Raw genomic sequence first — 24,758 nt, 5'->3', positions numbered from 1 at the left:
GGAACCTTTTATTTTACCCGGATGAGGGTGGTTGTGCAGTTTTCAAGCCTGTAGTCCGGGGCCGCGTTCTGTGCGCTTTGCCCGCGGTGTGGCGGGGGCGCACCTAAAATAGGCACCTTTGCCCGCCATGTCCCGAAAAGCACCCGCCACCCCCGCCGCGCCCGCCAGCTATGGCGATGCCGTGCAGCAGCTCGAGCAGCTGGTGGCCGGCCTGGAGTCGGGCCAGTTGCCGCTGGAGGAGTTGCTGGGCCAGTACCAGCGCGGCACCGAGCTGCTGCGCTACTGCCGCGACCGCCTGCAGGCGGTGGAAGACCAGGTCAAGGTGCTCGACGACAGCGGCGCCATCAAGCCGTGGACGGCGGAATGAACGGGGTGGTTTTGAACGGATCAGCATCGAGCGTGACGGATTTTTCGGCCTGGATGGCAGCGCAGGGCGCGCGTGTCGAGCAGGCCCTGTCGGACTGGGTGCCCGCCAGCACCCCGGCCGGCTTGGGCGAGGCCATGCGCTACGCCGTGCTGGACGGCGGCAAGCGCCTGCGCCCGTTGCTGGTGCTGGCTGCCGCCGAGGCGGTGCAGGGCCATGCCGAGGCGGCCCTGCGCGCCGCCTGCGCGGCGGAGTTGATCCACGCCTATTCGCTGGTGCACGACGACATGCCTTGCATGGACAACGACGTGCTGCGCCGCGGCAAGCCCACGGTGCATGTGCAGTTTGGTGAAGCCACCGCGCTGCTGGCAGGCGATGCCCTGCAGGCGCTGGCGTTCGAACTGCTCACGCCCGAGGGCGACGCGGTGCCGCCCGCCATGCAGGCCGATCTGTGCCGCCTGCTGGCGTGCGCCGCCGGGGCCCACGGCATGGCCGGCGGGCAGGCCATCGACCTGGCCAGCGTCGGCAAGCCGCTGGCCGAGCCCGAACTGCGCGCCATGCACCGCCTGAAGACCGGCGCGCTGCTGCAGGGCAGCGTGCGCATGGGCGCGGCCTGCGCGTCCGATGTGCCGACGGCCGCGCGCAAGGCGCTGGACGACTACGGCGCCGCCATCGGCCTGGCGTTTCAGGTGGTGGACGACATCCTCGACGTCACCGCCGATTCCGCCGCCCTGGGCAAGACGGCGGGCAAGGACGCTGCCGCCGACAAACCCACCTACGTGTCACTGCTGGGGCTGGCCGCGTCGCAGGCCCTGGCCGACGAACTGCGCGCCCAGGCCCATGGCGCGCTCGATGCCAGCGGCCTGCGCGACGTCTCGCGCCTGCGCGCACTGGCCGATCTGGTGGTGAACCGCAAGAACTGACATGGCTTCCACGAACCTTCTCGACTCCATCCACGACCCCGCCGAGCTGCGCCGCCTGCCGCGCACGCAGCTGAAAGGGCTGGCCGACGAACTGCGCGAATGCGTGCTGCAGAACGTGGCCAAGACCGGCGGCCACCTCAGCTCCAACCTGGGCACGGTGGAGCTGACCATCGCACTGCACTACGTCTTCAACACACCGCAGGACCGCCTGGTGTGGGACGTGGGCCACCAGACCTACCCGCACAAGATCCTGACCGGCCGGCGCGAGCGCATGCCCACGCTGCGCCAGCTGGGTGGCATCTCGGGCTTTCCGCGCCGCGACGAGAGCGAGTACGACACCTTCGGCACCGCGCATTCGTCCACCAGCATCTCCGCCGCGCTGGGCATGGCCCTGGCCGCGCGCCAGAAGGGCGAGGACCGCAAGGCCGTGGCCATCATCGGCGACGGCGCCATGACCGCCGGCATGGCCTTCGAGGCGCTGAACAACGCCGGCGTGGAGCGCGATGCGCGCCTGCTGCTGGTGCTGAACGACAACGACATGAGCATCAGCCCGCCCGTCGGCGCGCTCAACCGCTACCTGGCGCAGCTGATGAGCGGCGGCTTCTACGCCGCCGCCAAGAACGTGGGCCGCACCGTGCTGGGCCCGGTGCCGCCGCTGTTCGAGCTGGCCAAGCGCATCGAGCAGGGCGCCAAGGGCATGGTGGTGCCGGCCACGCTGTTCGAGAAGTTCGGCTTCAACTACATCGGCCCCATCGACGGGCACGACCTGGATTCGCTCATCCCCACGCTGGAGAACATCCGCGACCGCATGGCCAAGCAGGAAGGCCCGCAGTTCCTTCACGTGGTGACCAAGAAAGGCCAGGGCTACAAGCTGGCCGAGGCCGACCCGGTGGCCTACCACGGCCCCGGCAAGTTCGACCCGGCCGTGGGCCTGGTCAAGCCCGCCACGCCGCCCAAGCCCACCTTCACGCAGGTGTTCGGCCAGTGGCTGTGCGACATGGCCGAGCACGACCAGCGCCTGGTCGGCATCACGCCCGCCATGCGCGAAGGCTCGGGCATGGTCGAGTTCCACAAGCGCTTTCCGGATCGCTACTACGACGTCGGCATCGCCGAGCAGCACGCCGTGACCTTTGCCGCCGGCCTGGCCTGCGAAGGGCTGAAGCCGGTGGTGGCCATCTATTCCACCTTCCTGCAGCGCGCCTACGACCAGCTGATCCACGACGTGGCGATCCAGAAGCTGCCCATGGTGCTGGCCCTCGACCGCGCCGGCCTGGTGGGCGCCGACGGTGCCACGCACGCCGGCAACTACGACATTGCCTACCTGCGCTGCATTCCCAACGTCAGCGTGGCCTGCCCCGCCGACGAGCGCGAATGCCGCCAGCTGCTGAGCACGGCGTTCGCGCAAGACCACGCCGTGGCGGTGCGCTACCCGCGCGGCGCCGGCGTGGGCGCCGAGCCGCTGCAAGACCTGTCGGCGCTGCCTTTGGCAAGGGCGAGATTCGCCGTACCGGCCAGCGCATCGCCATCCTGGCCTTCGGCCCGCTGCTGTACCCGGCGCTGCAGGCCGCCGAGCGCCTGGGCGCCACCGTGGTCAACATGCGCTGGGCCAAGCCGCTGGATACCGAGCTGCTGCTGCAGGTGGCCGCCGGCCACGAGGCCCTGGTCACGCTGGAAGAGGGCGCCGTCATGGGCGGCGCCGGCAGCGCCGTGGCCGAGGCGCTGGCCGCAGCCGGCGTCGTCAAGCCCTTGCTGCAGCTGGGCCTGCCCGACGAGTTCATCGAGCACGGCGATCCGGCGCGCCTGCTCAGCCTGCAGGGGCTGGACGCCGCCGGCATCGAGGCGTCGGTGCGCCAGCGCTTCGGCGAACTGGCCAGCGCGGCATCCCCGGCGCTGAAGATCGTCGCCTGACCGACTTGTTCACGGCTTCGCGGCCGCGGACAGGTGAATCCCTAGTCCGTGCCGATAAACCGGCCGTTACACTTCCGTGTTCTCAATGTCAATCAAGGAGTATTCATCCATGGATCGTCGTTCCCTCATCAAGCGCGCCGGCATTGCCGGGGTTCTGGCCGCCGGCGTGGCCCTGCCGTGCACGCGCAGCCGGCCGTGCGCTGGCGCCTGGCCTCGAGCTTCCCAAGTCGCTGGACACGATCTTCGGCAGCGCCGAGAAGATGTCGCAGACCGTCAAGGCGCTGTCGGGCGGCAAGTTCGAGGTGTCGGTGCACCCCGCGGGTGAACTGATGCCCGCCTTCGGCGTGGTCGACGCGCTGGAGAAGGACACCATCGAGATGGCCCAGTCCGCCGCCTACTACTTCGCCGGCAAGGACCCGATCTTCTCGCTGAGCTGCGCCGTGCCCTTCGGCCCGACGACGCTGCAGATGAACGCCTGGAAGGACCATGGCAACGGCCGCAAGCTGCTGGATGCGTTCTTCGCCAAGTACAACTTCAAGACCGCCAGCGGCGGCAACACCACCACCCAGATGGGCGGCTGGTATCGCAAGGAAATCAAGACCCCCGGCGACCTGAAGGGCCTGAAGATGCGCCTGGGCGGCGGCATCTTCGGCGAGGCCATGGCCAAGCTGGGCGTGGTGGCGCAGTCCATGCCTGCCGGCGACGTGTACCAGGCGCTGGAAAAGGGCACGCTGGACGCGGTGGAATTCGTCGGCCCGTACGACGACGAGAAGCTGGGCTTCAACAAGGTCGCGCCGTACTACTACTACCCCGGCTGGTGGGAGGGCGGTGCCGATCTGGAGTTCTTCGTCAACGTCAAGAAGTACAACACGCTGTCGGCCGAGAACAAGGCCATCCTGGATGCGGCCATGAAGGTGGCCGCCGCCGACATGACCTCCAAGTACGGCGCGCAGAACCCGCAGGCGCTCAAGCGCCTGGTGGCCAGCGGCACCAAGCTGACGCTGTTCCCCAAGGCGGTGATGGATGCGGGCTTCAAGGCCTCCATGGAAGCCTTTGCCGAGAACGACGCCAAGTCGGCCGAGTTCAAGAAGATCCACCAGGACATGCGCGCCTTCCAGCGCGACCAGATCCTGTGGAACCGTTTCTCGGAGTTCCCGTACAACCAGTACATGAACAGCGTCAAAATCTGACGCCCGCCGCCGGGCGATGCGCCCGGAACGAAAAAGCCGCTCATCGAGAGCGGCTTTTTCTTGGCTGGCGGCTGGTGCGCGCCGGCCTTCGGTACGGTTCCTGCGCCATGCCATGAGCAAAATCAGGCGATAGCCATTGAGCGCCACAAAGCAGTATGAAAAAGAGAGCTGCTTGCGCCCGATGATCGGGCGCAAAAGCCGTTTGTCATGGGGCAAAAAATCTGGAAGGTCCCCCGGGGATGCTTTCAGCGGCGGTGCGGACGCCGGGCCCGCACCGCCGTGCGGCGCTTCACTGCGTCTTCAGCGCATCCTGCATCGCCTTCATGGGGTCGTCGGCGCCGTAGCCCTCCGTGGCAGGGGCGGCCGGGGCCGCCGGCGCGGCTTCAGAGCCCGGGGTCGCCGGCTCGGTTGCCGACGACTCGTCGCCCCAGGCGGAATCGTTGCCCCAGCCGGCGTCGGCGCCTTCGGGCTTGGCCGCACCGCTTTCGCTGCCGCCGTCACCCCAGGCCGAGCCGCTGCTCCAGTCGCTGCCGCCGGCCGCTTCTGCGCCACCGTAGCCGGCGCCGGAACCCAGCTCTCGCGCATCTGCGCGCCGATGGCGTCCATGTCGACCTGCACTTTCTTGTCCAGGCTGCCCGTGACCAGTTGCGGGAAGGCGATCAGCACGCTCACCATCACCAGCTGGATGAACAGGAACGGGATGGCGCCCTTGTAGATCTGCATCGTGGTCACCGGGTCCATCACCTTGCCGGTCACCTTGTCGACATAGGGCTTGTCGGGTGCGACCGAGCGCAGGAAGAACAGCGCGAAGCCGAACGGCGGGTGCAGGAACGAGGTCTGCATGTTCACCGCCAGCAGCACGCCGAACCAGATCAGGTCGATCCCCAGCTTGTCGGCCACCGGGGCGAGCAGCGGCACCACGATGAAGGACAGCTCGAAGTAGTCGAGGAAGAACGCCAGGAAGAAGATCATGACGTTCACCAGGATCAGGAAACCCACCTGGCCGCCCGGCAGGTCGGCCAGCAGGTGCTCCACCCATTTCGGGCCGTCGGCGGCCTGGAACACCATGCTGAACACGGTGGCACCGATCAGGATGAACATCACGAACGAGGCCAGCTTGGTGGTGGCCGCCAGCGCCTGCTTCAGCAGCGACCAGCTCATGCGGCCGCGCAGCCAGGCCATGATGAGCGCGCCCACCGCGCCCATGGCGCCGCCCTCGGTGGGCGTGGCCACGCCCAGGAAGATGGTGCCCAGCACCAGGAAGATCAGCAGCAGCGGCGGGATCAGCACGAAGGTCACGCGCTCGGCCAGCTTGGACAGCAGGCCCAGCTTGAGGAAGCGGTTGACCACGGCGATGAGCCAGGCCACGAACACGCCGCCGCACATGGCGACGACGATCTTCTCGTCGGTCGGCACGGATTCGACCAGCTTGCCCTCCCACCAGGTGTGCACGTCGGCCATGTGGCGCGCCAGGAAGATCGACACCAGCGCCGACACCACGGCCACCACCAGCAGCGACTGGTGGCCGCTCTTGCCGTTGGGCTCGCGGAAGGTGCGCGCCTCGGGCGGCAGCGCCGGCACCATGCTGGGCCTGAAGATGGCCAGCAGCACGATGTAGAGCACGTACATGCCCACCAGCATGAAGGCCGGCACGAAGGCGCCCTTGTACATGTCGCCCACGCTGCGGCCGAGCTGGTCGGCCATGATGATCAGCACCAGCGAGGGCGGGATGATCTGTGCCAGCGTGCCCGAGGCGGCGATGACGCCGCTGGTCAGCGGCCGGCTGTAGCCGTAGCGCAGCATGATGGGCAGCGAGATCAGGCCCATGGAGATGACCGACGCCGCCACCACGCCGGTGGTGGCCGCCAGCAGCGCGCCGACGAAGATCACCGCCAGCGCCAGGCCGCCGCGCATCGGGCCGAACACCTGGCCCACCGAGTCGAGCAGGTCCTCGGCCATGCCGCTGCGCTCCAGCACCAGGCCCATGAAGGTGAAGAAGGGCACGGCCAGCAGCGTGTCGTTGGCCATGATGCCGATCAGCCGCTGCGGCAGCCAGGCCATGATGGACGATGGGAAGATGCCCAGCTCGATGCCCAGGAAGCCGAAGAACAGTCCGCAGGCGCCCAGGCTGAAGGCGACCGGAAAGCCCAGGATCAGGAAGAAGATCAGCCCCACGAACATGATGGGGGCGTAGTTGGCGGTGAGGAACTCCATGCTGCGTGCCTTCTGGTGATCAGCGGGCCGCGGGCGCGGGGTTCGGGGCGGCGGCCTCGGCCTCGGCCTGCTTGCGCAGCGCCTCGGCCAGGTCGGCTTCGGCGCTCTGGTCGGTCAGGCGGCCCATCGGGTCGGGACCCTGGCCACGCAGGAAGGCGATGCGCTTGATCAGCTCCGACCAGCCCTGCAGCAGCAGCAGCCCGAAGCCGACCGGCAGCGCCAGCCACACCGGCCAGCGGATCAGGCCGCCCGTGTTGGGCGACACCTCGCCGGAGGCGTACTTGTCGATCAGCATGGGCACGCCCAGCCACAGCACCAGCAGGCACAGCGGCGTGAGGAAGAAGGCGAAGCCGATGATGTCGATCCACACCTGCGCTTTCTTGGGCAGGCGGCTGTTCAGCACGTCGATGCGCACGTGCTCGCGGTGCAGCAGCGTGTAGCCGGCGGCCACCAGGAAGGCCCAGGCGAACAGGTACCACTGCACCTCGAGGTAGGCGTTGGAGCTGTAGTTGAACACCTTGCGCACCACGGCGTTGAGCGCGCTGATCAGGGTGGCGGCAAAGATGAGCCAGATGACGACCTTGCCCACCTGAGCATTGAGCCAGTCGATGGCCCGTGAGATTTTGAGCAGCGCTTGCATCGGGGTCTCCGTATCGGCGGCGGCGCGCCTTGTGCGGCGCGACAGCAGGCGCGGCCACCGAGGATCGACACGGCGCCGCGCAGCAAAAGTGAGCGATTGTAATGACCGGGCCGCGGGCGCCGGAACGAGGCTTTCCCTAGGCGGGCGGCGGTTGCGCCGTGCCGGCGCGCCGGCCGGCGGCCTTGGGCCGGGCGAAGCGCCACCACGGCAGCACCTGCGTCATGGCCCGCACCTGGCCGCTGTGCGAGGGCACGTAGCCCGGCAGCGCGGCCAGGCTGGCGCGCCAGCCGGGGCTGGCCAGCACGTCGCGCAGGGCCGTCACGGGCGGCTCGTCGAGTGCCGACTGCAGGCACACCAAGTGGTAGTCCTCGGTCACCAGGGGCACGAAGTCCAGCCCGCGCCCGCGCGCCGTGGCCTCGATGCCCAGGCCGGCATCGGCCTGCCCGGCCAGCACGGCCTGCGCCACGGCGGCGTGCGAGGGCTCGGTCTGCTCGTAGCCGCGCAGCTGCTCGGGGGCGATGCCGGCCTCGGCCAGCAGTTCGTCGAACAGCACCCGCGTGCCCGTGCCGAGCGCGCGGTTCACGTAGCGCAGGTTGGCGCGCGTCAGGTCGTGCAGGCCGCTGATGCCGCGCGGGTTGCCCGGCCGCACCATCAGGCCCTGGGTGCGGGTGGCGAAGCCGATGATCTTGTGCTGGCCCGGCCGCAGCAGGGGCTTGTAGGTGCGCTCGGCCAGCGAGCCCTCGGGCGGCGCGCGGCGGGTATGAAAGCCGGCCATGATGCAGCGCCCTTCGTTCAGCGCCTGGATCGCGTCCACGCTGCCGACGAAGCGGATGTCCAGGTGCAGGCGCGGGCTGCCCGGCAGGCTGGCGGTGTGGCCGCGCAACGCGGTCAGCGCATCGTCGTGGCTGGCGTAGAAGGTCAGCACGTGCGCCTGGTCGTCGAAGGCGACCGCGAAGGTGCGCTGCAGCTCGGCGCGCAGCGCGTCGATCTGCGGCGCCAGCCGCGCCTGTGCCTGCCGCTCGGACCACAGCAGCTTGTCGGCGAAGGCCGTCAGCCGGGCCGGGCGGCCCTTCTCCCACAGCACCAGCGGGTGGGCCAGGGTCTGCTCCCAGCGCTTGAGTTCGCCCCACACATGGCGGTACGACAGATCCAGCAGCTTGGCGGCACCCGAGATGGAGCCGCTGGCGCGCACGGCCTGCAGCAGGTCGATGAGCGGGTTGCGGATCAGCGGCTCGGCGCTGTCGGCGTCGAGTGAATAGGAAAGACCAATGTGATGCACCCCGCGAGTGTGCCCGATCCGGGGTCGTGCGCCGCCGATGACCGCGGGCGGCCGATTGAGCTCAATTCGGCCTCCGGCGCCCATCCAGTCGGCGCCGGTAGCTATTGATCAAGTAGCAACGAGGTCGGCGGATGTTCATGCCATTCATCGGACGCGCCGTCCTATGCAATCATTTGCATAGCTCTCCATCCCCAATACTCGGGCATTGCGCCAGCGTTTAGCATCGGCGCCGCCGTGAACACCTTTGCCGACAGCGCGCGCACTGCGCTGGCCCTCATCACCAACTTCGACCCTGGCCTGTGGACCATCGTGGCCCGCTCGCTGGCCGTGAGCGCCACCGCCTGCGCCATTGCCTATGGGCTGGGGCTGGCGGCGGGTGCGTGGCTGGGGGTGACGCGCTTTCGCGGCCGCGGCGCGGTGCTGACGGTGCTGAACACGCTGCTGGCGCTGCCCTCGGTGGTGGTGGGGCTGCTGGTGTACCTGCTGCTGTCGCGCAGCGGGCCGCTGGGGTTTCTGGGCTGGATGTTCACCTTTCAGGCCATGGTGGTGGCGCAGGTGGTGCTGGTGGTGCCGGTGGTCACGGCGCTGACGCGCCAGACGGTGGAAGACGCCGACGTGCAGCACGGCGAGCAACTGGCTTCGCTGGGCGCGGGCCGCTTCCTGCGCGGGCTGCTGCTGGCCTGGGACGAGCGCTACGCGCTGCTGACGGTGCTGATGGCCGCCTTCGGCCGTGCCGTGTCCGAGGTGGGCGCCGTGATGATCGTCGGCGGCAACATCGACGGCTTCACGCGCGTGATGACCACCGCCATCGCGCTGGAAACCAGCAAGGGCGATCTGCCGCTGGCGCTGGGCCTCGGCATCGTGCTGCTGGCCGTGGTGCTGATCCTGAACGCGCTGATCGCCGTGGTGCGCGGCTGGCGCGAGCGCGTGGACGGCATCACCACGGCCGCCACGCGCGGGCTGGTGGCCACATGAAGCGCGATCTGCCGACGGCCCGCGAACCGGGCGAGGCCGGGTTGGCGCCTTCCCCGCCGGGGAAGGTCGGGATGGGCGCCGCACCCCATGCACGCAGAGGCGGTGCAGCCCGCACCCCCACCGGCCCCCAGCGCGGCAGGGGCGCAACGCGGTTGATCGCCCTGCACGACGTCAGCGTGCACTTCGGCGCCGTGCACGCGCTGCGCGGCGTGACGCTGCACATCGCCCCCGGCGAAAGCGTGGCGCTGATCGGCGGCAACGGCTGCGGCAAGAGCACGCTGCTGCGCGCGGTGCACGGCCTCATCGCCACCAGCGCTGGCCAGTTGCAGGCGCCGCCGCGCGCGGCGCAGGCCATGCTGTTCCAGCGCCCGTGGATGCTGCGCACCACGGTGCAGCGCAACATCGCCATCGGCCTGTGGCTGCGCGGCGTGCCCTGGGCCGACGCCAAGGCGCGCGCCCTGCAGGCGCTGGAGCGCGTGCAGCTGGCGCCGCTGGCCGAGCGCAGCGCGCGCGGCCTCTCGGGCGGGCAGCAGCAGCGCGTGGCACTGGCGCGTGCCTGGGCGCAGCGCCCGCAGCTGCTGCTGCTGGACGAGCCCACGGCCAGCCTCGACCCGCACGCCAAGCACGAAGTCGAGGCGCTGATGCAGGAGTTCACCGGTGCGCCCGCCGAGACCGGCGCCGCGCCGCTGACCATGGTGTTCGCCAGCCACAACCTGGGCCAGGTCAAGCGGCTGGCGCGGCGCGTGGTGTATCTGGAGCAGGGCCGCGTGCTGGCCGATCTGCCCGTTCAGGACTTCTTCAACCGCGACGTGCTGCGTGCCGTCTCGCGTGAGGCCGATCTGTTTCTTAAAGGAGAGTTGTTATGAGTTTTTCAAGTCTTTTGGCCCCCGAGCCGCCGTCAAATCTGCGCTGGCAGCTTCTGTTTTTGTAGCGTCCATGGCTGCTTCGGCGCAGTCCATCGTGGTCGCCTCCACCACCTCGACCGAGCAGTCGGGCCTGTTCTCGCACCTGCTGCCCGAGTTCAAGAAGGCCAGCGGCATCGACGTCAAGGTGGTGGCGCTGGGCACCGGCCAGGCGCTGGACACCGGCCGCCGCGGCGATGCCGACGTGGTGTTCGTGCACGACCAGAAGGCCGAGGACAAGTTCGTCGCCGACGGCTTCGGCGTCAAGCGCTACCCGGTCATGTACAACGACTTCATCCTCATCGGCCCCAAGGCCGACCCGGCCGGCGTCAAGGGCACCGACATCGTCGAGGGCCTGAAGAAGCTGGCCGCCGGCAACGCGCCCTTCGTCTCGCGCGGCGACAAGAGTGGCACGCACGCCGCCGAGCTGCGCTTCTGGGACCAGGCCGGCCTGAAGGACGCCAAGGGCAGCGGCTACAAGGAATGCGGCTGCGGCATGGGCCCGGCGCTGAACATGGCGGCCTCCACCGGCGCCTACGTGCTGGCAGACCGCGGCACCTGGCTCAACTTCAAGAACCGTGCCGATCTGGGCATTCTGGTCGAGGGCGACAAGCGCCTGTTCAACCAGTACGGCGTGATGCTGGTCAACCCCGCCAAGCACCCGCAGGTCAAGCAGGCCGAGGGCCAGAAGTTCATCGACTGGGTGACCTCGCCCGCCGGCCAGAAGGTCATTGCCGAATACAAGATCGGTGGTGAGCAGCTGTTCTTCCCCAATGCGGAGAAGTGATGCGGCGCCTGTTGCTGGCCGCCACGGCCGTGGCGGCGCTCGCGGCGTGCTCCTCGATGCATAGCGCCGCACCCGCTGCCAGCGCCGAGCCGGTGCGCGTGTACGCCGCTGGCAGCCTGCGCGAGGCGTTGACGAACATCGCACAGGACTACGAAGCACGCACGGGCCAGAAGGTGGCGCTGACCTTCGGCGCCTCGGGCCTGCTGCGTGGTCGCATCGAGCAGGGCGAGCCCGCGCAGGTGTTCGCCTCGGCCGACACTGACCATCCGCAGCGCCTGGCCGCCGCGGGCGGCTGGCAGGCGCCGGTGGTGTTCACGCGCAACCAGCTGTGCGCGCTGACCAGCGACCGCGTGAACGCTACGCCCGACTCGCTGCTGGCCACGCTGCTCGACCCGCAAGTGCGCGTGGGCACCAGCACGCCCAAGGCCGATCCGTCGGGCGACTACGCGTGGCAGCTGTTCCGCCGCGCCGACAGCGTGCGCCCCGGCGCCTTCGCCACGCTGGATGCCAAGGCGCTGAAGCTGACCGGCGGCCCCGATTCGCCGCCCGCGCCCGCGGGCCGCGGCACCTACGCCTGGCTGATGGACGAAGGGCGTGCCGACGTGTTCCTGACCTACTGCACCAACGCCGTGGCGGCGCAGAAGGAAGTGCCGCGCCTGAAGGTGGTGCAACTGCCCGACAACCTGCGGGTGGGTGCGGACTACGGTTTGGGCGTGCGGCAGGGCGCGCCCGCGGCGGCGGTGCGCTTTGCGCAAAGCCTGCGCGAGCCGGCCGCGCAAAAGGTGTTGCAGGGGCTGGGCTTCGGCGCGCCGGGTTAGAGTTACTTCAGCACCTTTGTTTCCATATACTCCCAATGCATCATGCTGCCAGCGCCCGTGTATAGGGCGATACAGCGCGATACTCCCTTATGGGGTGGTAATGGGGGCAACGGGGCGGCGCCTCGATCCAGCGTGTAGGGCGGATAAGCGCAGCGCCATCCGCCTTTGTTCGTGAGCACGATGCGCGGTCGTCGGCGGATGGCGCTGCGCTTATCCGCCCTACGATCCTGCGACCCCGGCCGCGGCGGATAGCAACCCTCATACTGTTCCGCGTTCAAAAATGGCTGCGCGCGCGCGCGATGCGATGACGAAATGACCTCGCTGCGCTTCGATGACGGCGGCTGCGCCGCCATGACGCCAGCCAAGGGCGAGGCACTGCGCAGCACTGGCGTCATTTCGTCATTCCGTCATCACGCCGCGCAGCGGCGAAGTCATGCGACACGGTATCAGTCCAGCACCGCCACGCCCTTGATCTGCGCGAACACGGGCTGACCCGGCGCCAGCCCCAACGCATCGGCCGACTTGCGCGTCACGCGCGCCAGCAGCGGCGTGCCGCCCGCATCCAGCGCCACCAGCGTCTGCGCCGGGCCATCGGCGACCAGCGAGGTAACGCTGGCGGGCAGCACGTTCAGGATGCTGGTGTCTTGTGCCGCGCGCAGCGTCAGGCTCACGTCGCGCGCCTGCACGCGCAGGCGCACGCGCTCGCCCGGCTGGCGCAGCGGCGTGCCGGGCGCGTGCACGCACTGGATGGTGCCGCCGGCAAAGCGCACGTGCAGCAGCTGGTAGTCGGCCTCGATGCGCTCGACCACGCCGTCGATCAGCGCGCCGGCGGCGTCGCCATGGCTTTGCGCGATGTCGAGCCGCGCCAGCAGCCCGGCCACCGGCCCTTGCGCCACGGCGCGGCCGTCCTTCAGCAGCAGCAGGTGGTCGGCCAGGCGCGCCACTTCGTCGAGCGAGTGCGTGACGTAGAGCATCGGCGTGCGCAGCTCGCGCGCCAGCCGCTCGAACCAGGGCAGCACCTCGGCCTTGCGCGCGGCGTCCAGCGCGGCCAGCGGTTCGTCCAGCAGCAGCAGGCGCGGGCTGGTGGCCAGCGCGCGGGCAATCGCCACGCGCTGGCGCTCGCCGCCTGAAAGCTGCGCGGGGCGGCGGCCCAGCAGGTGGCCGATGCCCAGCAGATCGACCGCGTGCGGCAGCGACACCTGGCGCTGGGCGGCGGGCACGCGCTTCAGGCCGAAATCCAGGTTGCCCTGCACCGTCAGGTGCTCGAACAGGCTGGCCTCCTGAAACACCACGCCCAGCGGGCGCTGGTGCGTGGGGCGCCAGATGCGGGCCGCGTCGTCCTGCCACACCTCGCCCGCGACGACGATGCGCCCCGGCGCCGGCCGCGTCAGCCCGGCCACGGCGCGCAGCAGCGTGGTCTTGCCGCAGCCCGAAGAGCCGAACACGGCGGTGACGCCCTGGCCGGGCAGGCGCAGGTCGACGTCGAGCGTGAAATCGGCACCGTGCCGCACGCGGGCGCACAGTGCCAGATCGTCGGGCGAGGTGCTCACACGGCGCCTTGACTCAGAAAACAAGCGATAACCATTTGGTGAGGTATCAAAGTATCAATAAGTGAGCTGTTTACGCCCGTCTTGTAGGCAAAAAACCTGTTTTTCATCATCCGGAAAATTTGCAAGGTCCCCCCTTGACTTGGGCGTCTGCAGTGCTTCAGCCGCCGCCTGCGCGCCGGCTGCGCGCCTGCAGCAGGTGCAGCGCCAGCAGCACGGCAAAGCTGAACACCAGCATGCCGCCGGCCAGCCAGTGCGCCTGCGCGTATTCCAGCGCCTCCACGTGGTCGTAGATCTGCACCGAGATGGTTCGCGTCTGGCCCGGGATGTTGCCGCCGATCATCAGCACCACGCCGAACTCGCCCAGCGTGTGCGCGAAGCCCATCACGGCGCCGGTCAGGTAACCCGGCCGTGCCAGCGGCAGCGCCACGTGCCAGAAGGCATCGAGCGGGCCGGCGCGCAGCGTGGCGGCGGCTTCCAGCGGGCGCTGGCCCAGCGCCTCGAAGGCGTTGATGAGCGGCTGCACCACGAAGGGCAGCGAATAGATGACGGAGCCGATCAGCAGCCCCCAGAAGCTGAACGACAGCAGCCCCCAGCCCAGCGCCTGCGTGAGCTGGCCCAGCGGCCCGTTCGGCCCCATGGCGACGAGAAGATAGAAACCCAGCACCGAGGGCGGCAGCACCAGCGGCATCGCCACCAGCGCACGCACCGGCACGCGCAGCCAGTTCCAGCGTGGCGAGCGGCCGCGCGCCACCCACCACGCCAGCGGCGTGCCCGCCACCAGCAGGATCAGCGTGGCCAGGATCGACAGTTCGATCGACAGGCGGATGGCGGCGAGGGCGTTGGGATCGAGCATGGGATGAAATCGTAAGCTGATGACCGCGCTGCGCGCGATGACGTCGCCGCTGACGCGGCGTCCATGACGAAATGACTGCGGGGCAGGCGTTGTGTGCCGGTCATGGGCCGGCGTAGCGGCCCGTCATCGACGCCGCATGCGCGGCGAGGTCATGCCGCGTCAGCGGCGTCATGCGTCACTTCACCGCGTAACCGTAGCTGCGGATCAACTCCTTTGACTGCGGCGTCTTCAGCAACTCCATCCACGCCTTGGCGGCCGGGTTGTTGGCCGCGCGCTTCAGGATCACCGCGTCCTGGATGATCGGTGCGTGGTACTGGGCCGGCACCACCCACATCGAGCCGCTTTTCAGCTTGCCGCCGTCGAGCACCTGCGCCAGCGCGACGAAGCCCAGCTCGGCATTGCCGGTGGCGATGAAGTTGTAGGTCTGGCCGATGCTTTCGCCGGTCACCAGCTTGGGTTGCAGCGCGGCCGCCAGGCCCAGCTTGTTCATGGCTTCCACCGCGGCGGCGCCGTAGGGCGCGTTCTTGGGGTTGGCGATGGCGATCTTGCCGAACTGGCCGTGCTTGAGCACGGCGCCCTCGTCGTCCACCAAGCCCGGCTTGGCCGACCACAGCACCAGTTGCCCCGTGGCGTAGGTGAAGCGCGAGCCGGGCACGGTGTCGCCTTCCTTCTCCAGCCGCGCCGGCCGCTCGTCGTCAGCCGCCAGCAGCACGTCGAAGGGCGCGCCGTTCTTGATCTGCGTGTAGAACGCGCCGGTGGCGCCGAAGGACAGCCGCGCCTCATGCCCGGTGGTGCGGGCGAAGACCTCGGCCAGCGCCCTGGCCGGCGCGGTGAAGTTGGCGGCCACGGCCACCTGCACGACGTCGGCCCGGGCCAGCGTGGTGAAGGCCAGGGCGGCGGTCAGGGCCAGCAGGCGGTGAAGGCGGAGCGGCATGGCGATTCGTTATTCAAAAAGGAATAGCGAGTGTAGCCGCACCGGCCGCGCGCCACAATCGGGGCCATGGCTCGATCACTCGTCACCGCCGCCGCGCTGGGCCATGGGCCGGCCGACAAGCGGCTTGAAATCCTGCAGCTGGTCGGCCGCCACGGCTCCATCTCGCAGGCGGCGCGCAGCGCGGGCGTGAGCTACAAGGCGGCCTGGCAGGCCATCCACACCCTCACCAACCTGGCCGGCGAGCCGCTGGTGGACAGCAGCGTGGGCGGCGCGGGCGGCGGCGGCGCGCGCCTGACGCCCGCGGGCGAGCGCCTGCTGGCCGCGGCCGATCAACTGCAGGCGGCGCGGCGCGGCGTGCTGGCGCGCGTCAACAGTGCCGACAGCGCGGCACTGGCCGGCCCGCGCACCAGCATGCGCAACCACCTGCGTGCGGTGGTCGAGCGGCTGGAGAGCGACGGCGCGCGCGACCCCATGGTGCGCGTGGTGCTGGCGCTGGCGGGCGGCGGCGCGCTGGCGTCGCTCATCACGCGCGAGAGCGCCGAACTGCTGGGGCTGGCGCCCGGCCTGCCGGTGCTGGCGCTGTGCAAGGCCACGGCGGTGCGCGTGCAGCCCGTGGACGCCGCGGCGCCGCAGGGCGGTGCCAACCTGCTGCCTGGCCGCGTGCTGCGCATGGCGCGCGGCGTGCAGCGCGACGAGGTGACGGTGACGCTGGCGGGTGAGTTGCAACTGGTCGGCTTCGCCGCGCGGCCGAATCGCCTGCGAGCCGGCAGCCGCGCGTTGGCGTGGCTGGATGAAAGCGCGGTGGTGGTGGCGCTGGCGGGGTGATGGGCGGCTTGCGGCGGGCGCGGTGACGCCCACCATGGGACGCCGGTTGCCGGTTCATAGCAAAAACGGGCTTCAGCGCCCACCCGCTGGGCGTCGGAAGCTACATAAATCATAGTTAATTCCAAGTCCGATCAAAACAGCCAGAAATTCGTCAGTCCGGCGAAAGCCGGAATCCAGGCGGCGTTTGCAAGAACCCATGGACCCCGGCTTTCGCCGGGATGGCGGTTGTTCACGTTTTGAAGTGGAGGCGGAATGAATGGTCCCCTCGGGCCCTCGCGTCGGCGGCTGGGGCGCGGCCCGGAGCAGGGTAGCGGCGGCGCCCGGTTCCGGGGCTTTTTCGCGCCGCCGCGCAGTACTCGACAAGGGTTACCACCAATCTGATATGACGCAAGGCATGGGGCAAAATGCCTATGCACAATTGTTCATAGGCAGGCGCATGTCGCGCCGCGAAAAGCAAGGAGACCTTCATGCAAAAGGTGTTGCACCTCGACGCCGAAAAATGCACCGGCTGTCTGCAATGCGAGATGGCTTGTTCGTTCGAGAACTACGGCACTTACTCCATAGCCAAGTCGCGCATCAAGGTGTTCGACTTCCATGAAACCGGCAAGAAGGTGCCCTACACCTGCACCCAGTGCGACGAGGCCTGGTGCGTGCATGCCTGCCCGGTCGAGGCCATCACCATCGACGCAGCCTCGGGCGCCAAGATCGTGCACGAGTCGACTTGCGTCGGCTGCAAGGTCTGCACCGTGGCCTGCCCGTTCGGCACCATCAACTATGTGCAGGAGACGGGCAAGGTGCAGAAGTGCGACCTGTGCTTCGACAACGCCGACGGCCCAGCCTGCGCCAACGCCTGCCCCACGGCGGCAATCACCTTCATCGACGCCAACTGGACCGGCCTGGACCGCATGCGCGCCTGGGCCGACAAGCTGGTCAATCAGACCTCCGCCGCTTGATACATCAGCGCAAGCAGCTATAGATCAAGGAGCAAAAATCATGTCCTGGGCTGGCAAACTTCTTCGCGTCAACCTCACCACCGGCACCGTCAAGTCCGAACCGCTCAACATGGAATGGGCGCGCCAGTACATCGGCTCGCGCGGGCTGGGCACCAAGTACTACACGTCGGAGATCGATCCCAAGATCGACCCGCTGGCGCCTGAGAACAAGCTGATCTGGGCCACCGGCCCGCTCACGGGCACCATGGCCTCGACCGGCGGGCGCTACACCGTCATCACCAAGGGTCCGCTCACGGGGGCCATCGCCTGCTCCAACTCGGGCGGCTACTGGGGCGCCGAGCTGAAGTTCGCCGGCTGGGACATGATCATCTTCGAGGGCAAGTCGCCCAAGCCCGTGTGGCTCTACATCCAGGACGACAAGGTGGAACTGCGCGATGCCGCCGAGCTGTGGGGCAAGAGCGTGTGGGACACCGAGGCCATCATCAAGAAGGAACTGCAGGACCCGCAGGTGCGCATCTCCAGCATCGGCCGCACGGGTGAGAACGGCGTGCTGTTCGCCGCCATCATGAACGACCTGCACCGCGCGGCCGGCCGCTCGGGCGTGGGCGCCGTGATGGGCAGCAAGAACCTGAAGGCCATCGCCGTGCGCGGCACCCTGGGCGTGGGCAACGTGCGCGATCCCAAGGCCTTCATGAAGGAGACCATGGAGCGCAAGAAGATCCTGGCCGAGAACCCCGTGACCGGCGAGGGCCTGCCCACGCACGGCACGCAGGTGCTGATGAACGTGATCAACGAAGTCGGCGCGTTGCCCACGCGCAACCACCGCGACGTGCAGTTCGAGCAGGCCGACGCCATCAGCGCCGAGGCCATGCGCCGCCCGCGCGCCACCGACGGCAAGGCGCAACTGGTGACCAACCAGGCCTGCTTCGGCTGCACCATCGCCTGCGGGCGCATCAGCAAGCAGGACCCGAATCACTTCACCGTGAAGGACAAGCCGCGCTATCAGCACGCCACCGGCGGGCTCGAGTACGAAGCCGCTTGGGCGCTGGGCGCCGCCAACGGCGTGGGCGACCTGGAGGCGCTGCAGTACGTCAACCAGCTGTGCAACGAGGAAGGCATGGACCCGATCAGCCTGGGGGCCACGCTGGGCGCGGCGTTCGAGCTGTACGAGATGGGCGTGCTGACGAAGGAGCAGCTCGGCATCGAGGCGCCCTTCGGCTCGGCAAAGGCGCTGGTGCAGCTGGTGGAAGACACCATCGCCGGCCAGGGCTTTGGCAAGGAGATCGGCCAGGGTTCCAAGCGGCTGACGGCCAAGTACGGCCATCCCGAGCTGTCGATGTCGGCCAAGGGCCAGGAGTTTCCGGCCTACGACGGCCGCGCGTTGCAGGGGATCGGCCTGGCCTACGCCACCAGCAACCGCGGCGGCTGCCACCTGCGCGGCTACACCGTCGCGTCGGAGGTGATGGGCATCCCGGTCAAGACCGACCCCACCGCCACCGAGGGCAAGCCAGAACTGGTCAAGGCCTTCCAGGACGCCACGGCGGCGTTCGATTCGGCCGGCCTGTGCGTGTTCACCACCTTCGCCTGGAGCCTGCCCGACCTGGCGCCGCAATTGCAGGCCGCCTGCGACGAGGCCTACACGGTGGAAGAGCTGTCACTGATCGGCGAGCGCATCTGGAACATGGAGCGCGAGTTCAACAACGCCGCCGGCTTCACCAAGGCCGACGACACGCTGCCGCCGCGCCTGAAGACCGAAGCGGCCAAGGTCGGCGGCTCCAAAGGCCAGGTCAGCCAGGTCGACGCCATGATGCCGAAGTACTACGAAGTGCGCGGCTGGGACAGCGAAGGCCGGCCGACGGCCGAGACCAAGGCGCGCCTGGGGCTCTGAGGTGTTGCTCCCTCTCCCCTTGGGGAGAGGGCTGGGGTGAGGGTTCGTCCGCGTTTTCCTGTGGCGCACCTTGCCCTCACCCCAACCCTCTCCCGCAGGCGGGAGAGGGAGCGAAAGAGCCAAGGGGCGGTTTCCGTCAGCGAAGCAGTCACCCCATCCGTAACATCGAAGGCTTCCCCATGCACCACGTCATCCTCGGCGCCGGCCCCGCCGGCGTCATCGCCGCCGAAACCCTGCGCAAGGCCGCGCCGGCCGACACCATCACCCTCGTCGGTGGCGAGGCCGAGGCGCCGTACTCGCGCATGGCCATCCCCTACCTGATCGCCGGCAACGTTGCCGAATCGGGCACGCACCTGCGCCATGGCAGCGACCACTTCAAACAACTGCGCATCGACCAGATCCAGGCCAAGGCCATGCGCATTGAGCCAGCCGACCACCGCGTGGTGCTCGACAACGGCCAGACGCTGACTTACGACCGCCTGCTGATCGCCACCGGCTCCAACCCCGTGCGCCTGTCGGTGCCGGGCGGCGACAGCGAGGATGTGTTCAACTGCTGGACGCTGGCCGACGCGCGCGCCATCATGGAGCGCGTGCAACCCGGCGTGCGCGTGGTGCAGACGGGCGCCGGCTTCATCGGCGCCATCATCATGGAATCGCTGCGCCTGCGCGGCGCGAAGATGACCATGGTGGCCAAGGGCGACCGCATGGTGCCGCGCATGATGGGCGAGGTGGCCGGCGGCATGATCCTCGACTGGTGCCGCGCGCAGGGCGTGGAGGTCATCACCGAGTCGGTGTTCGAGCGCATCCAGCCCGCCCAGGCCGGCCAGCCCATGAAGGTGCACCTGAGCAACGGCCAGGCCATCGAGGCCGACGTCATCATCAGCTCCACCGGCGTGCGCCCGTCCATCGCCTTCCTCGACGGCAGCGGCGTGGCCACGAAGAGCGGCGTGCTCACCGACAGCCGCATGCGCACCAATGTCGACGGCATCTTTGCCGCCGGCGACTGCGCCGAGGCCTTCGACAAGGCCAGCGGCAAGCCCGTGGTCAGCGCCATTCAGCCCAACGCCGCCGACCAGGCGCGCGTGGCCGCACTCAACATGGCGGGCCAGCCGGCCGAACTGAAGAGCGTACCCACGCTCAACGTGCTCGACACCATGGGCCTGATCTCGGCCAGCTTCGGCCACTGGCAGGGCGTGCCGGCGGAGCAGGGCGGCGCGCACGCCGACCTGACCGACCAGACTGGCCTGCGCCACCTGAACCTGCAGTTTCAGGACGACGTGCTGATCGGCGCCAACGCCATCAACTGGACCGAGCACGTGGGCGTGCTGCGCGGGCTGATCGACGGCAAGGTCAAGCTCGGTGCCTGGAAGGACCGCCTGCAGGACGACCCCACGCAGCTCATGCCCGCCTACCTGGCCTGCGCGCAGGCGCTGGGCCAGTGGAACGGCGCGGGCGACGAACGGCGCCGTTGAAACACTATTGAGTTGATAGCTGCTCGCGCTTGCTGTGCAGGCGCTGCAGGCTGATTTTGCACTGAACCACGCATGCGCATCACCTTCAAGCTCTTTGCCTCGCTGGGCGACTATCTGCCGCCCGAGATCAGGCCCGGCAACGTGATGACGCTGGACGTCGGCCCCACCGACAGCATCGCCACCATCATCGCGCCCTTCCACCTGCCGCCGCACCTGGTGCACATCGTGCTGGTCAACGGTACGTTCATCGCGCCCGAAGACCGCGCCACGCGCACCCTGCAGGAAGGCGACGCGCTGGCCATCTGGCCGCCGATCGCCGGGGGTGATGACGGCGCAGGTGCCCGAGCGCTTCGAGCGCGACATGGCGGGCAGCGAGGCGGACTGGCTGCGCCTGTTGCCGCCTGCCCTGGCGCCGCATCCCTGGCAGCGCGAAGATGCGGCCGTGAACGTGGCGATCGGCGATGGGCGGCTGCGCATCACCTGGGTGCCGTTGCCGCCGCGCCGCATCGCGCTGCTGTCCTTTCCAAGGCTGCACGTGCGCTTTGCCTTCGATGGCGTGCCGCCTTCTGCACGCGCGGCGTTCATGCGGCACTTCGACCTGCACACGCACCGCGGTGGCGGCTGAGCGGCGGCCGGGCTACCGGGCCACCAGCAGCGAAGCCGTCCTGATGCCGACGAAGGTCATCGTCAGCGATCCCAGCAGGTGCAGCGCAACGGTGGCCAGGGCCTGGCCCCAGCGGTCGGCCAGCATCATCTCGACCACCTCGGCGCTGAAGCTGGAGAAGGTGGTCAGCGAGCCCAGAAAGCCGGTGACCAGCATCAGGCGCCAGAACGGCGCCAGCTCGGCATGGTGCGCCCAGGCCAGGATCAGGCCCACCAGATAGCCGCCGATCAGGTTGGCCGCCAGCGTGCCCCAGGGCATGAAGGCGTGCGGGTGGTTCAGCCACAGGCCCAGCTGCCAGCGCGCCAGCGCGCCGATGCAGGCGCCCAAGCAGATGGCGAAGACGGCGTGCATGGGGCGTCAGGGCCGGCAGCGGTGGTTCTCAGAACGGCGGGCCGTCGTCGTCCGCGCCGGCGGTGGCCAGCGCGCGGCGTTCGGTGGCCGAAGCCGGTGCGGCGGCCGGCGCCTGATCGCTCACGGCCGTCGGGTCGGCCTCGCCGCCCAGCGCGTCGATCAGGTCGGTGATCAGCCCGCTCAGCTCGCCCGTGGACAGCGCCACGTCGGCGTCGAAGCGGTCGTCGTCCTTGGACTTCGCGCCTTCCTCGAACACGCCTTCCTGGAAGGCGATCTTCTTGAGCTGCAGCGCCTGCGTCAGCATGAAGCCGACGCGCCCGGCCCAGCCCAAGGCCAGCTTGGTGGGCAGCTTGCCTTCGGCGATGTGCTGGCGCACCTCGTCGGTCTGCAGCGGGTGGCGGGTGAACTTGACCACGGCCGGCTCGTCGCCGCTGCCCTTCAGCTCGCACTCGCGTTCGATGTTGAAGGCGTGGGGCAGGGCGTCGCCTTCGGCGTCGGCCAGCCAGGCGGCCATGGCGGCCTGCGGCGAGCTGGCGGTCTGCAGCAGGCCCACGCCGAAGCCCTTGCCGGCCACGCGCACCAGGCTGGTGATGACCTCGTCGGCCTTGCCCTGCGCGCCCACGTCCATAACCAGCCAGCGCTGCGTGGGCTCGATCCACACCGTGACGGTGCTGCGGCGCGGGAAGGCTTGCGGCAGCAGCGAGATCAGCGCGTCGTCGCGCAGGTCACGCAACTCCTTCTTGCCGGGCTTGCGGCCGGTGGTCTTCTCGATGTGCTGTACCGCTTCTTCCACCTTGCGGCGCACGGCATCGCCGGGCACGGCCTTGGTCTCGATGGCGAAGCGGGCGATCCATTGCCCGTCCACGGTTTCGACCAGCGCGCCGTGCTCGTCGCCGCGCGGCGGCACCCAGCCGGTGGATTTCTGCTGCGTGGCGCTGCATTCGGCGAACGGCTCGTTCGCGATCGCGGCTTCCCATTGCGCTGCGGACGCCGGCCACTCGGGGCTCAGGCGGTACAGCATCAGATTCTTGAACACGTTCGTCACTTCCCAATCAACGCGGCCCGCACATCGGCGGGCCGGATCAGGATCATAGAGCGTCGAAGGCGCTCACATGTGCCCCGGCATCCACGTGGCGATCTGCGGGAAGAACCACAGCAGCAGCACCATCGCACACATCAGGAAGAAGAAGGGCATGGTGACGCGCGCAATGTAGGCGATGTCCTTGCCCGTCATGCCCTGCAGCACGAACAGGTTGAAGCCCACGGGCGGGGTGATCTGCGCCATCTCGACCACCACCACGACGAAGATACCGAACCAGATCAGGTCGATGCCGGCGGCCTGCACCGTGGGCAGCAGCACGCCCATGGTCAGCACGACGATGGAGATGCCGTCCATGAAGCAGCCCAGCACGATGAAGAACAGCGCGAGCGCGACGACCAGCACGAAGGGCGACAGGCCGAGGCCGCTGATGTATTCGGCCAGGTGGCGCGGCAGGCCGATGTAGCCCATCGACAGCGTGAGGAAAGCCGCGCCGGCCAGGATCAGCGCGATCATGCAGTACAGCCGCGTGGCGCCCATCAGCGAATCGCGGAAGGTCTGCCAGTTCAGGCTGCCCTGCACCAGCGACAGCAGCAGCGAACCCACCACGCCCACGGCGGCGGCTTCGGTGGCGGTGGCCACGCCGGTGTAGATGCTGCCCAGCACGGCGGCGATGAGGATCACCACCGGGATCAGGTGGCGCGACTCGTGCAGCCGCTCGCCCAGCTCATCACGCGGTCGGGGCGCGGCACCTTGCCGGGGTTCATCAGCGCCCACGCCATCAGGTAACCCGAGAACAGCGCCGCCAGCAGAATGCCCGGCAGCACGCCGGCGATGAACAGCTTGGCGATCGACACGTCGGCCGCCACGCCGTAGACGATCATGATGATCGAGGGCGGAATCAGCAGGCCCAGCGTGCCGGCGCCGGCCAGCGAGCCGATGGTGATGCCTTCGGGGTAGCCGCGCTTGCCCAGCTCGGGCAGGCTCATCTTGCCGATGGTGGCGCAGGTGGCCGCCGACGAGCCCGACACCGCCGCGAAGATGGCGCAGCCGATCACATTGGTTTGCAGCAGGCGCCCCGGCAGCCAGGTGACCCACGGCGCCAGGCCACGGAACATGCTCGCTGAGCCGGGTGCGAAACAGGATTTCGCCCATCCACACGAACAGCGGCAGGGCCGTGAGCGTCCACGACGAGGCCGAGCCCCAGATGGTGACGGCCATGGCATCGCCCGCGGGGCGCGCCGAAAACAGCTGCATGCCGATCCAGGCCACGCCGGTGAGCGTGAGGCCGATCCACACGCCGCTGCCCAGCAGGGCGAACAGCGACAGGATCAGCAGCGCGGTGATGCCGAAGTCACTCATTGTGCAGCGCCTCCTCGGCCGTCGATTCGTGGCTGCGCCGGCCCAGGATTTCCAGCACCCATTCGTCGACGAAGGCGATGAACAGAACCACCGTGCCGACCGCCATCGACAGCTGCGGAATCCACAGCGGCGTGGCGTCGTTGGACGTGGACATGTCGTTGAACAGGTGCGACTGCCACACCAGCCGGCAGGCGTAGAAGGCGAACAGGCCGGCCAGCAGCACGGCCGCCGACAGCGACAAGAGCTCCAGCGCACGCCGCGCACCGCCCCGCAGGCGGCCGATGACGAGCGTGACGCGGATGTGTTCGCCCTTCTTCAAGGTGTGCGCCAGCGCCAGAAAGCCCGCCGCCGCCATGCTGTAGCCGGCGTAGGCGTCGCTGCCCGGCAGGTGAAAGTTCAGCAGGCGGCCGAGGATGGAATTCAGCACCATGACCAGCACGCCGATCATGGACAGCGCCGCCAGCCAGGCCGTGGCGTCGTAGAGGAAATCAAGACTTCGGCGCATCGGGTATTCCCTTTCCTCTGTTCAGTTAAAAGCTCTTCATTCTCAATCACGGTGAGACTGCCGTTGCGGCTGCAGCTATCAACCAAGGCCGATTTGCGGGCAGCGGAATGCTTTGCAACGCGTGCGCGACAGCGTACTCGAGTCTGGGCAAGTCGTTGACGATGGTGTGCCACTGGTTGATCGACTGGTTTCGGACCAAGTGTTGTAGCTTCCGCGCGACGCACATTTCAGCCAGCGAATGCGCGAGCGTACAGCCAGAACTCATGGGTGAACGAAGCGCAGTTGGAAACTGAAGTTGTGGGGCGGGGAACGAATCGGCAGGCTAAGCTCCCGCTGCATCGACATTGATTTGAAGACGCGGG

At 68.8% G+C, this 24,758-nt stretch carries 20 protein-coding genes and 4 pseudogenes; 14 read left to right on the top strand and 10 right to left on the bottom strand.

The genetic code is table 11. The features are described from left to right. The first annotated feature begins 127 nt into the window (after window positions 1-127). From xseB to H0I39_RS03945, 4 genes and pseudogenes are all read left to right on the top strand, one after another. Window positions 128-367 (top strand): exodeoxyribonuclease VII small subunit, encoded by a 240-nt coding sequence (gene xseB, locus H0I39_RS03960; protein WP_180549639.1) that lies wholly within the window; start codon window positions 128-130, stop codon window positions 365-367. Beyond that, window positions 364-1,287 carry a polyprenyl synthetase family protein gene (locus tag H0I39_RS03955; RefSeq protein WP_180549638.1) on the top strand — a complete coding sequence of 308 codons (924 nt, stop codon included), beginning with the start codon at window positions 364-366 and terminating at the stop codon, window positions 1,285-1,287. Before xseB ends, H0I39_RS03955 begins: the two co-directional genes overlap by 4 nt. Before the next feature lies 1 nt (window position 1,288). Then, window positions 1,289-3,195: pseudogene (gene dxs, locus H0I39_RS03950) on the top strand (1-deoxy-D-xylulose-5-phosphate synthase). A 109-nt stretch (window positions 3,196-3,304) separates the two neighbouring features. Continuing rightward, a pseudogene (locus H0I39_RS03945) lies at window positions 3,305-4,385 on the top strand (TRAP transporter substrate-binding protein). 321 nt (window positions 4,386-4,706) lie between these two features. On the opposite strand, the gene H0I39_RS03940 reads toward H0I39_RS03945, so the two are convergent. The 3 genes from H0I39_RS03940 to H0I39_RS03930 form a co-directional block, all read right to left on the bottom strand. Further along, a complete protein-coding gene (locus H0I39_RS03940) occupies window positions 4,707-6,599 on the bottom strand; it encodes a TRAP transporter large permease (RefSeq protein ID WP_180549637.1) in 1,893 nt (630 codons plus the stop codon). 19 nt (window positions 6,600-6,618) lie between these two features. Continuing rightward, window positions 6,619-7,239, bottom strand: coding sequence for a TRAP transporter small permease subunit (locus H0I39_RS03935; RefSeq protein ID WP_180549636.1), 621 nt, complete (start codon window positions 7,237-7,239; stop codon window positions 6,619-6,621). A 136-nt stretch (window positions 7,240-7,375) separates the two neighbouring features. After that, the gene (locus H0I39_RS03930; RefSeq protein ID WP_180549635.1) at window positions 7,376-8,518 is read right to left on the bottom strand and encodes a substrate-binding domain-containing protein; all 1,143 of its coding nucleotides are present in this window, start codon (window positions 8,516-8,518) and stop codon (window positions 7,376-7,378) included. Between the two features lie 234 nt (window positions 8,519-8,752). Between H0I39_RS03930 and H0I39_RS03925 the strand changes: the two genes are divergently transcribed. The 4 genes from H0I39_RS03925 (at window position 8,753) to H0I39_RS03910 (ending at window position 12,000) form a co-directional block, all read left to right on the top strand. Continuing rightward, window positions 8,753-9,493: an ABC transporter permease gene (locus H0I39_RS03925; RefSeq protein WP_180549634.1), complete on the top strand. Its 741-nt coding sequence runs from the start codon at window positions 8,753-8,755 to the stop codon at window positions 9,491-9,493. Window positions 9,494-9,645: 152 nt separating this feature from the next. After that, window positions 9,646-10,359, top strand: coding sequence for an ABC transporter ATP-binding protein (locus H0I39_RS03920; RefSeq protein WP_257645606.1), 714 nt, complete (start codon window positions 9,646-9,648; stop codon window positions 10,357-10,359). A 70-nt stretch (window positions 10,360-10,429) separates the two neighbouring features. Beyond that, entirely contained in the window at window positions 10,430-11,182 is a 753-nt protein-coding gene (locus tag H0I39_RS03915; RefSeq protein WP_180549633.1) for an ABC transporter substrate-binding protein, read from the top strand. Next, entirely contained in the window at window positions 11,182-12,000 is an 819-nt protein-coding gene (locus H0I39_RS03910) for a molybdate ABC transporter substrate-binding protein (protein WP_180549632.1), read from the top strand. Before H0I39_RS03915 ends, H0I39_RS03910 begins: the two co-directional genes overlap by 1 nt. Window positions 12,001-12,446: 446 nt before the next feature. Here H0I39_RS03910 and modC read toward each other — a convergent pair whose 3' ends face one another. The 3 genes from modC to modA form a co-directional block, all read right to left on the bottom strand. Beyond that, entirely contained in the window at window positions 12,447-13,550 is a 1,104-nt protein-coding gene (modC, locus tag H0I39_RS03905; RefSeq protein WP_180549631.1) for a molybdenum ABC transporter ATP-binding protein, read from the bottom strand. A gap of 157 nt (window positions 13,551-13,707) precedes the next feature. After that, window positions 13,708-14,403: a molybdate ABC transporter permease subunit gene (modB, locus tag H0I39_RS03900; protein WP_180549630.1), complete on the bottom strand. Its 696-nt coding sequence runs from the start codon at window positions 14,401-14,403 to the stop codon at window positions 13,708-13,710. Between the two features lie 175 nt (window positions 14,404-14,578). Beyond that, window positions 14,579-15,337: a molybdate ABC transporter substrate-binding protein gene (gene modA, locus H0I39_RS03895; protein ID WP_180549629.1), complete on the bottom strand. Its 759-nt coding sequence runs from the start codon at window positions 15,335-15,337 to the stop codon at window positions 14,579-14,581. A 66-nt stretch (window positions 15,338-15,403) separates the two neighbouring features. Here modA and H0I39_RS03890 point away from each other — a divergent pair, with 66 nt between their 5' ends. From H0I39_RS03890 to H0I39_RS21540, 6 genes and pseudogenes are all read left to right on the top strand, one after another. Continuing rightward, window positions 15,404-16,162, top strand: a complete 759-nt coding sequence (locus H0I39_RS03890) for a TOBE domain-containing protein (RefSeq protein ID WP_180549628.1) — start codon at window positions 15,404-15,406, stop codon at window positions 16,160-16,162. Window positions 16,163-16,629: 467 nt separating this feature from the next. Next, window positions 16,630-17,115, top strand: a complete 486-nt coding sequence (locus tag H0I39_RS03885) for a 4Fe-4S dicluster domain-containing protein (RefSeq protein ID WP_180549627.1) — start codon at window positions 16,630-16,632, stop codon at window positions 17,113-17,115. 40 nt (window positions 17,116-17,155) lie between these two features. Continuing rightward, window positions 17,156-19,003 (top strand): aldehyde ferredoxin oxidoreductase family protein, encoded by a 1,848-nt coding sequence (locus H0I39_RS03880; RefSeq protein ID WP_180549626.1) that lies wholly within the window; start codon window positions 17,156-17,158, stop codon window positions 19,001-19,003. A gap of 179 nt (window positions 19,004-19,182) precedes the next feature. Then, the gene (locus H0I39_RS03875) at window positions 19,183-20,475 is read left to right on the top strand and encodes an NAD(P)/FAD-dependent oxidoreductase (RefSeq protein ID WP_180549625.1); all 1,293 of its coding nucleotides are present in this window, start codon (window positions 19,183-19,185) and stop codon (window positions 20,473-20,475) included. A 72-nt stretch (window positions 20,476-20,547) separates the two neighbouring features. Continuing rightward, window positions 20,548-20,799, top strand: a pseudogene (gene thiS, locus H0I39_RS21545) (sulfur carrier protein ThiS); the annotation flags it as partial. Between the two features lies 1 nt (window position 20,800). After that, on the top strand, window positions 20,801-21,100 hold the full coding sequence (locus H0I39_RS21540; RefSeq protein ID WP_257645605.1) for a hypothetical protein: 300 nt from the start codon (window positions 20,801-20,803) through the stop codon (window positions 21,098-21,100). Window positions 21,101-21,112: 12 nt separating this feature from the next. Here the strand turns inward: H0I39_RS21540 and crcB are convergent, their stop codons facing one another. The 4 genes and pseudogenes from crcB to H0I39_RS03850 form a co-directional block, all read right to left on the bottom strand. Further along, window positions 21,113-21,490 (bottom strand): fluoride efflux transporter CrcB, encoded by a 378-nt coding sequence (crcB, locus tag H0I39_RS03865; protein WP_180549623.1) that lies wholly within the window; start codon window positions 21,488-21,490, stop codon window positions 21,113-21,115. Between the two features lie 28 nt (window positions 21,491-21,518). Further along, complete coding sequence (locus H0I39_RS03860; RefSeq protein ID WP_180549622.1) at window positions 21,519-22,526, bottom strand: recombination-associated protein RdgC; 1,008 nt, start codon at window positions 22,524-22,526, stop codon at window positions 21,519-21,521. Window positions 22,527-22,598: 72 nt separating this feature from the next. Further along, a pseudogene (locus H0I39_RS03855) lies at window positions 22,599-23,891 on the bottom strand (TRAP transporter large permease). Then, window positions 23,884-24,396 (bottom strand): TRAP transporter small permease, encoded by a 513-nt coding sequence (locus tag H0I39_RS03850; protein ID WP_180549621.1) that lies wholly within the window; start codon window positions 24,394-24,396, stop codon window positions 23,884-23,886. Before H0I39_RS03850 ends, H0I39_RS03855 begins: the two are co-directional and overlap by 8 nt. Window positions 24,397-24,758 lie beyond the last annotated feature (362 nt).

The sequence above is a fragment of the Ottowia beijingensis genome, assembly GCF_013423955.1.
In the GTDB taxonomy this organism is placed as follows: Bacteria; Pseudomonadota; Gammaproteobacteria; order Burkholderiales; family Burkholderiaceae_C; genus Ottowia; species Ottowia beijingensis.
Note: the sequence above shows the minus strand (reverse complement) of the source record. Positions and strands in the feature narration are given on the sequence as shown.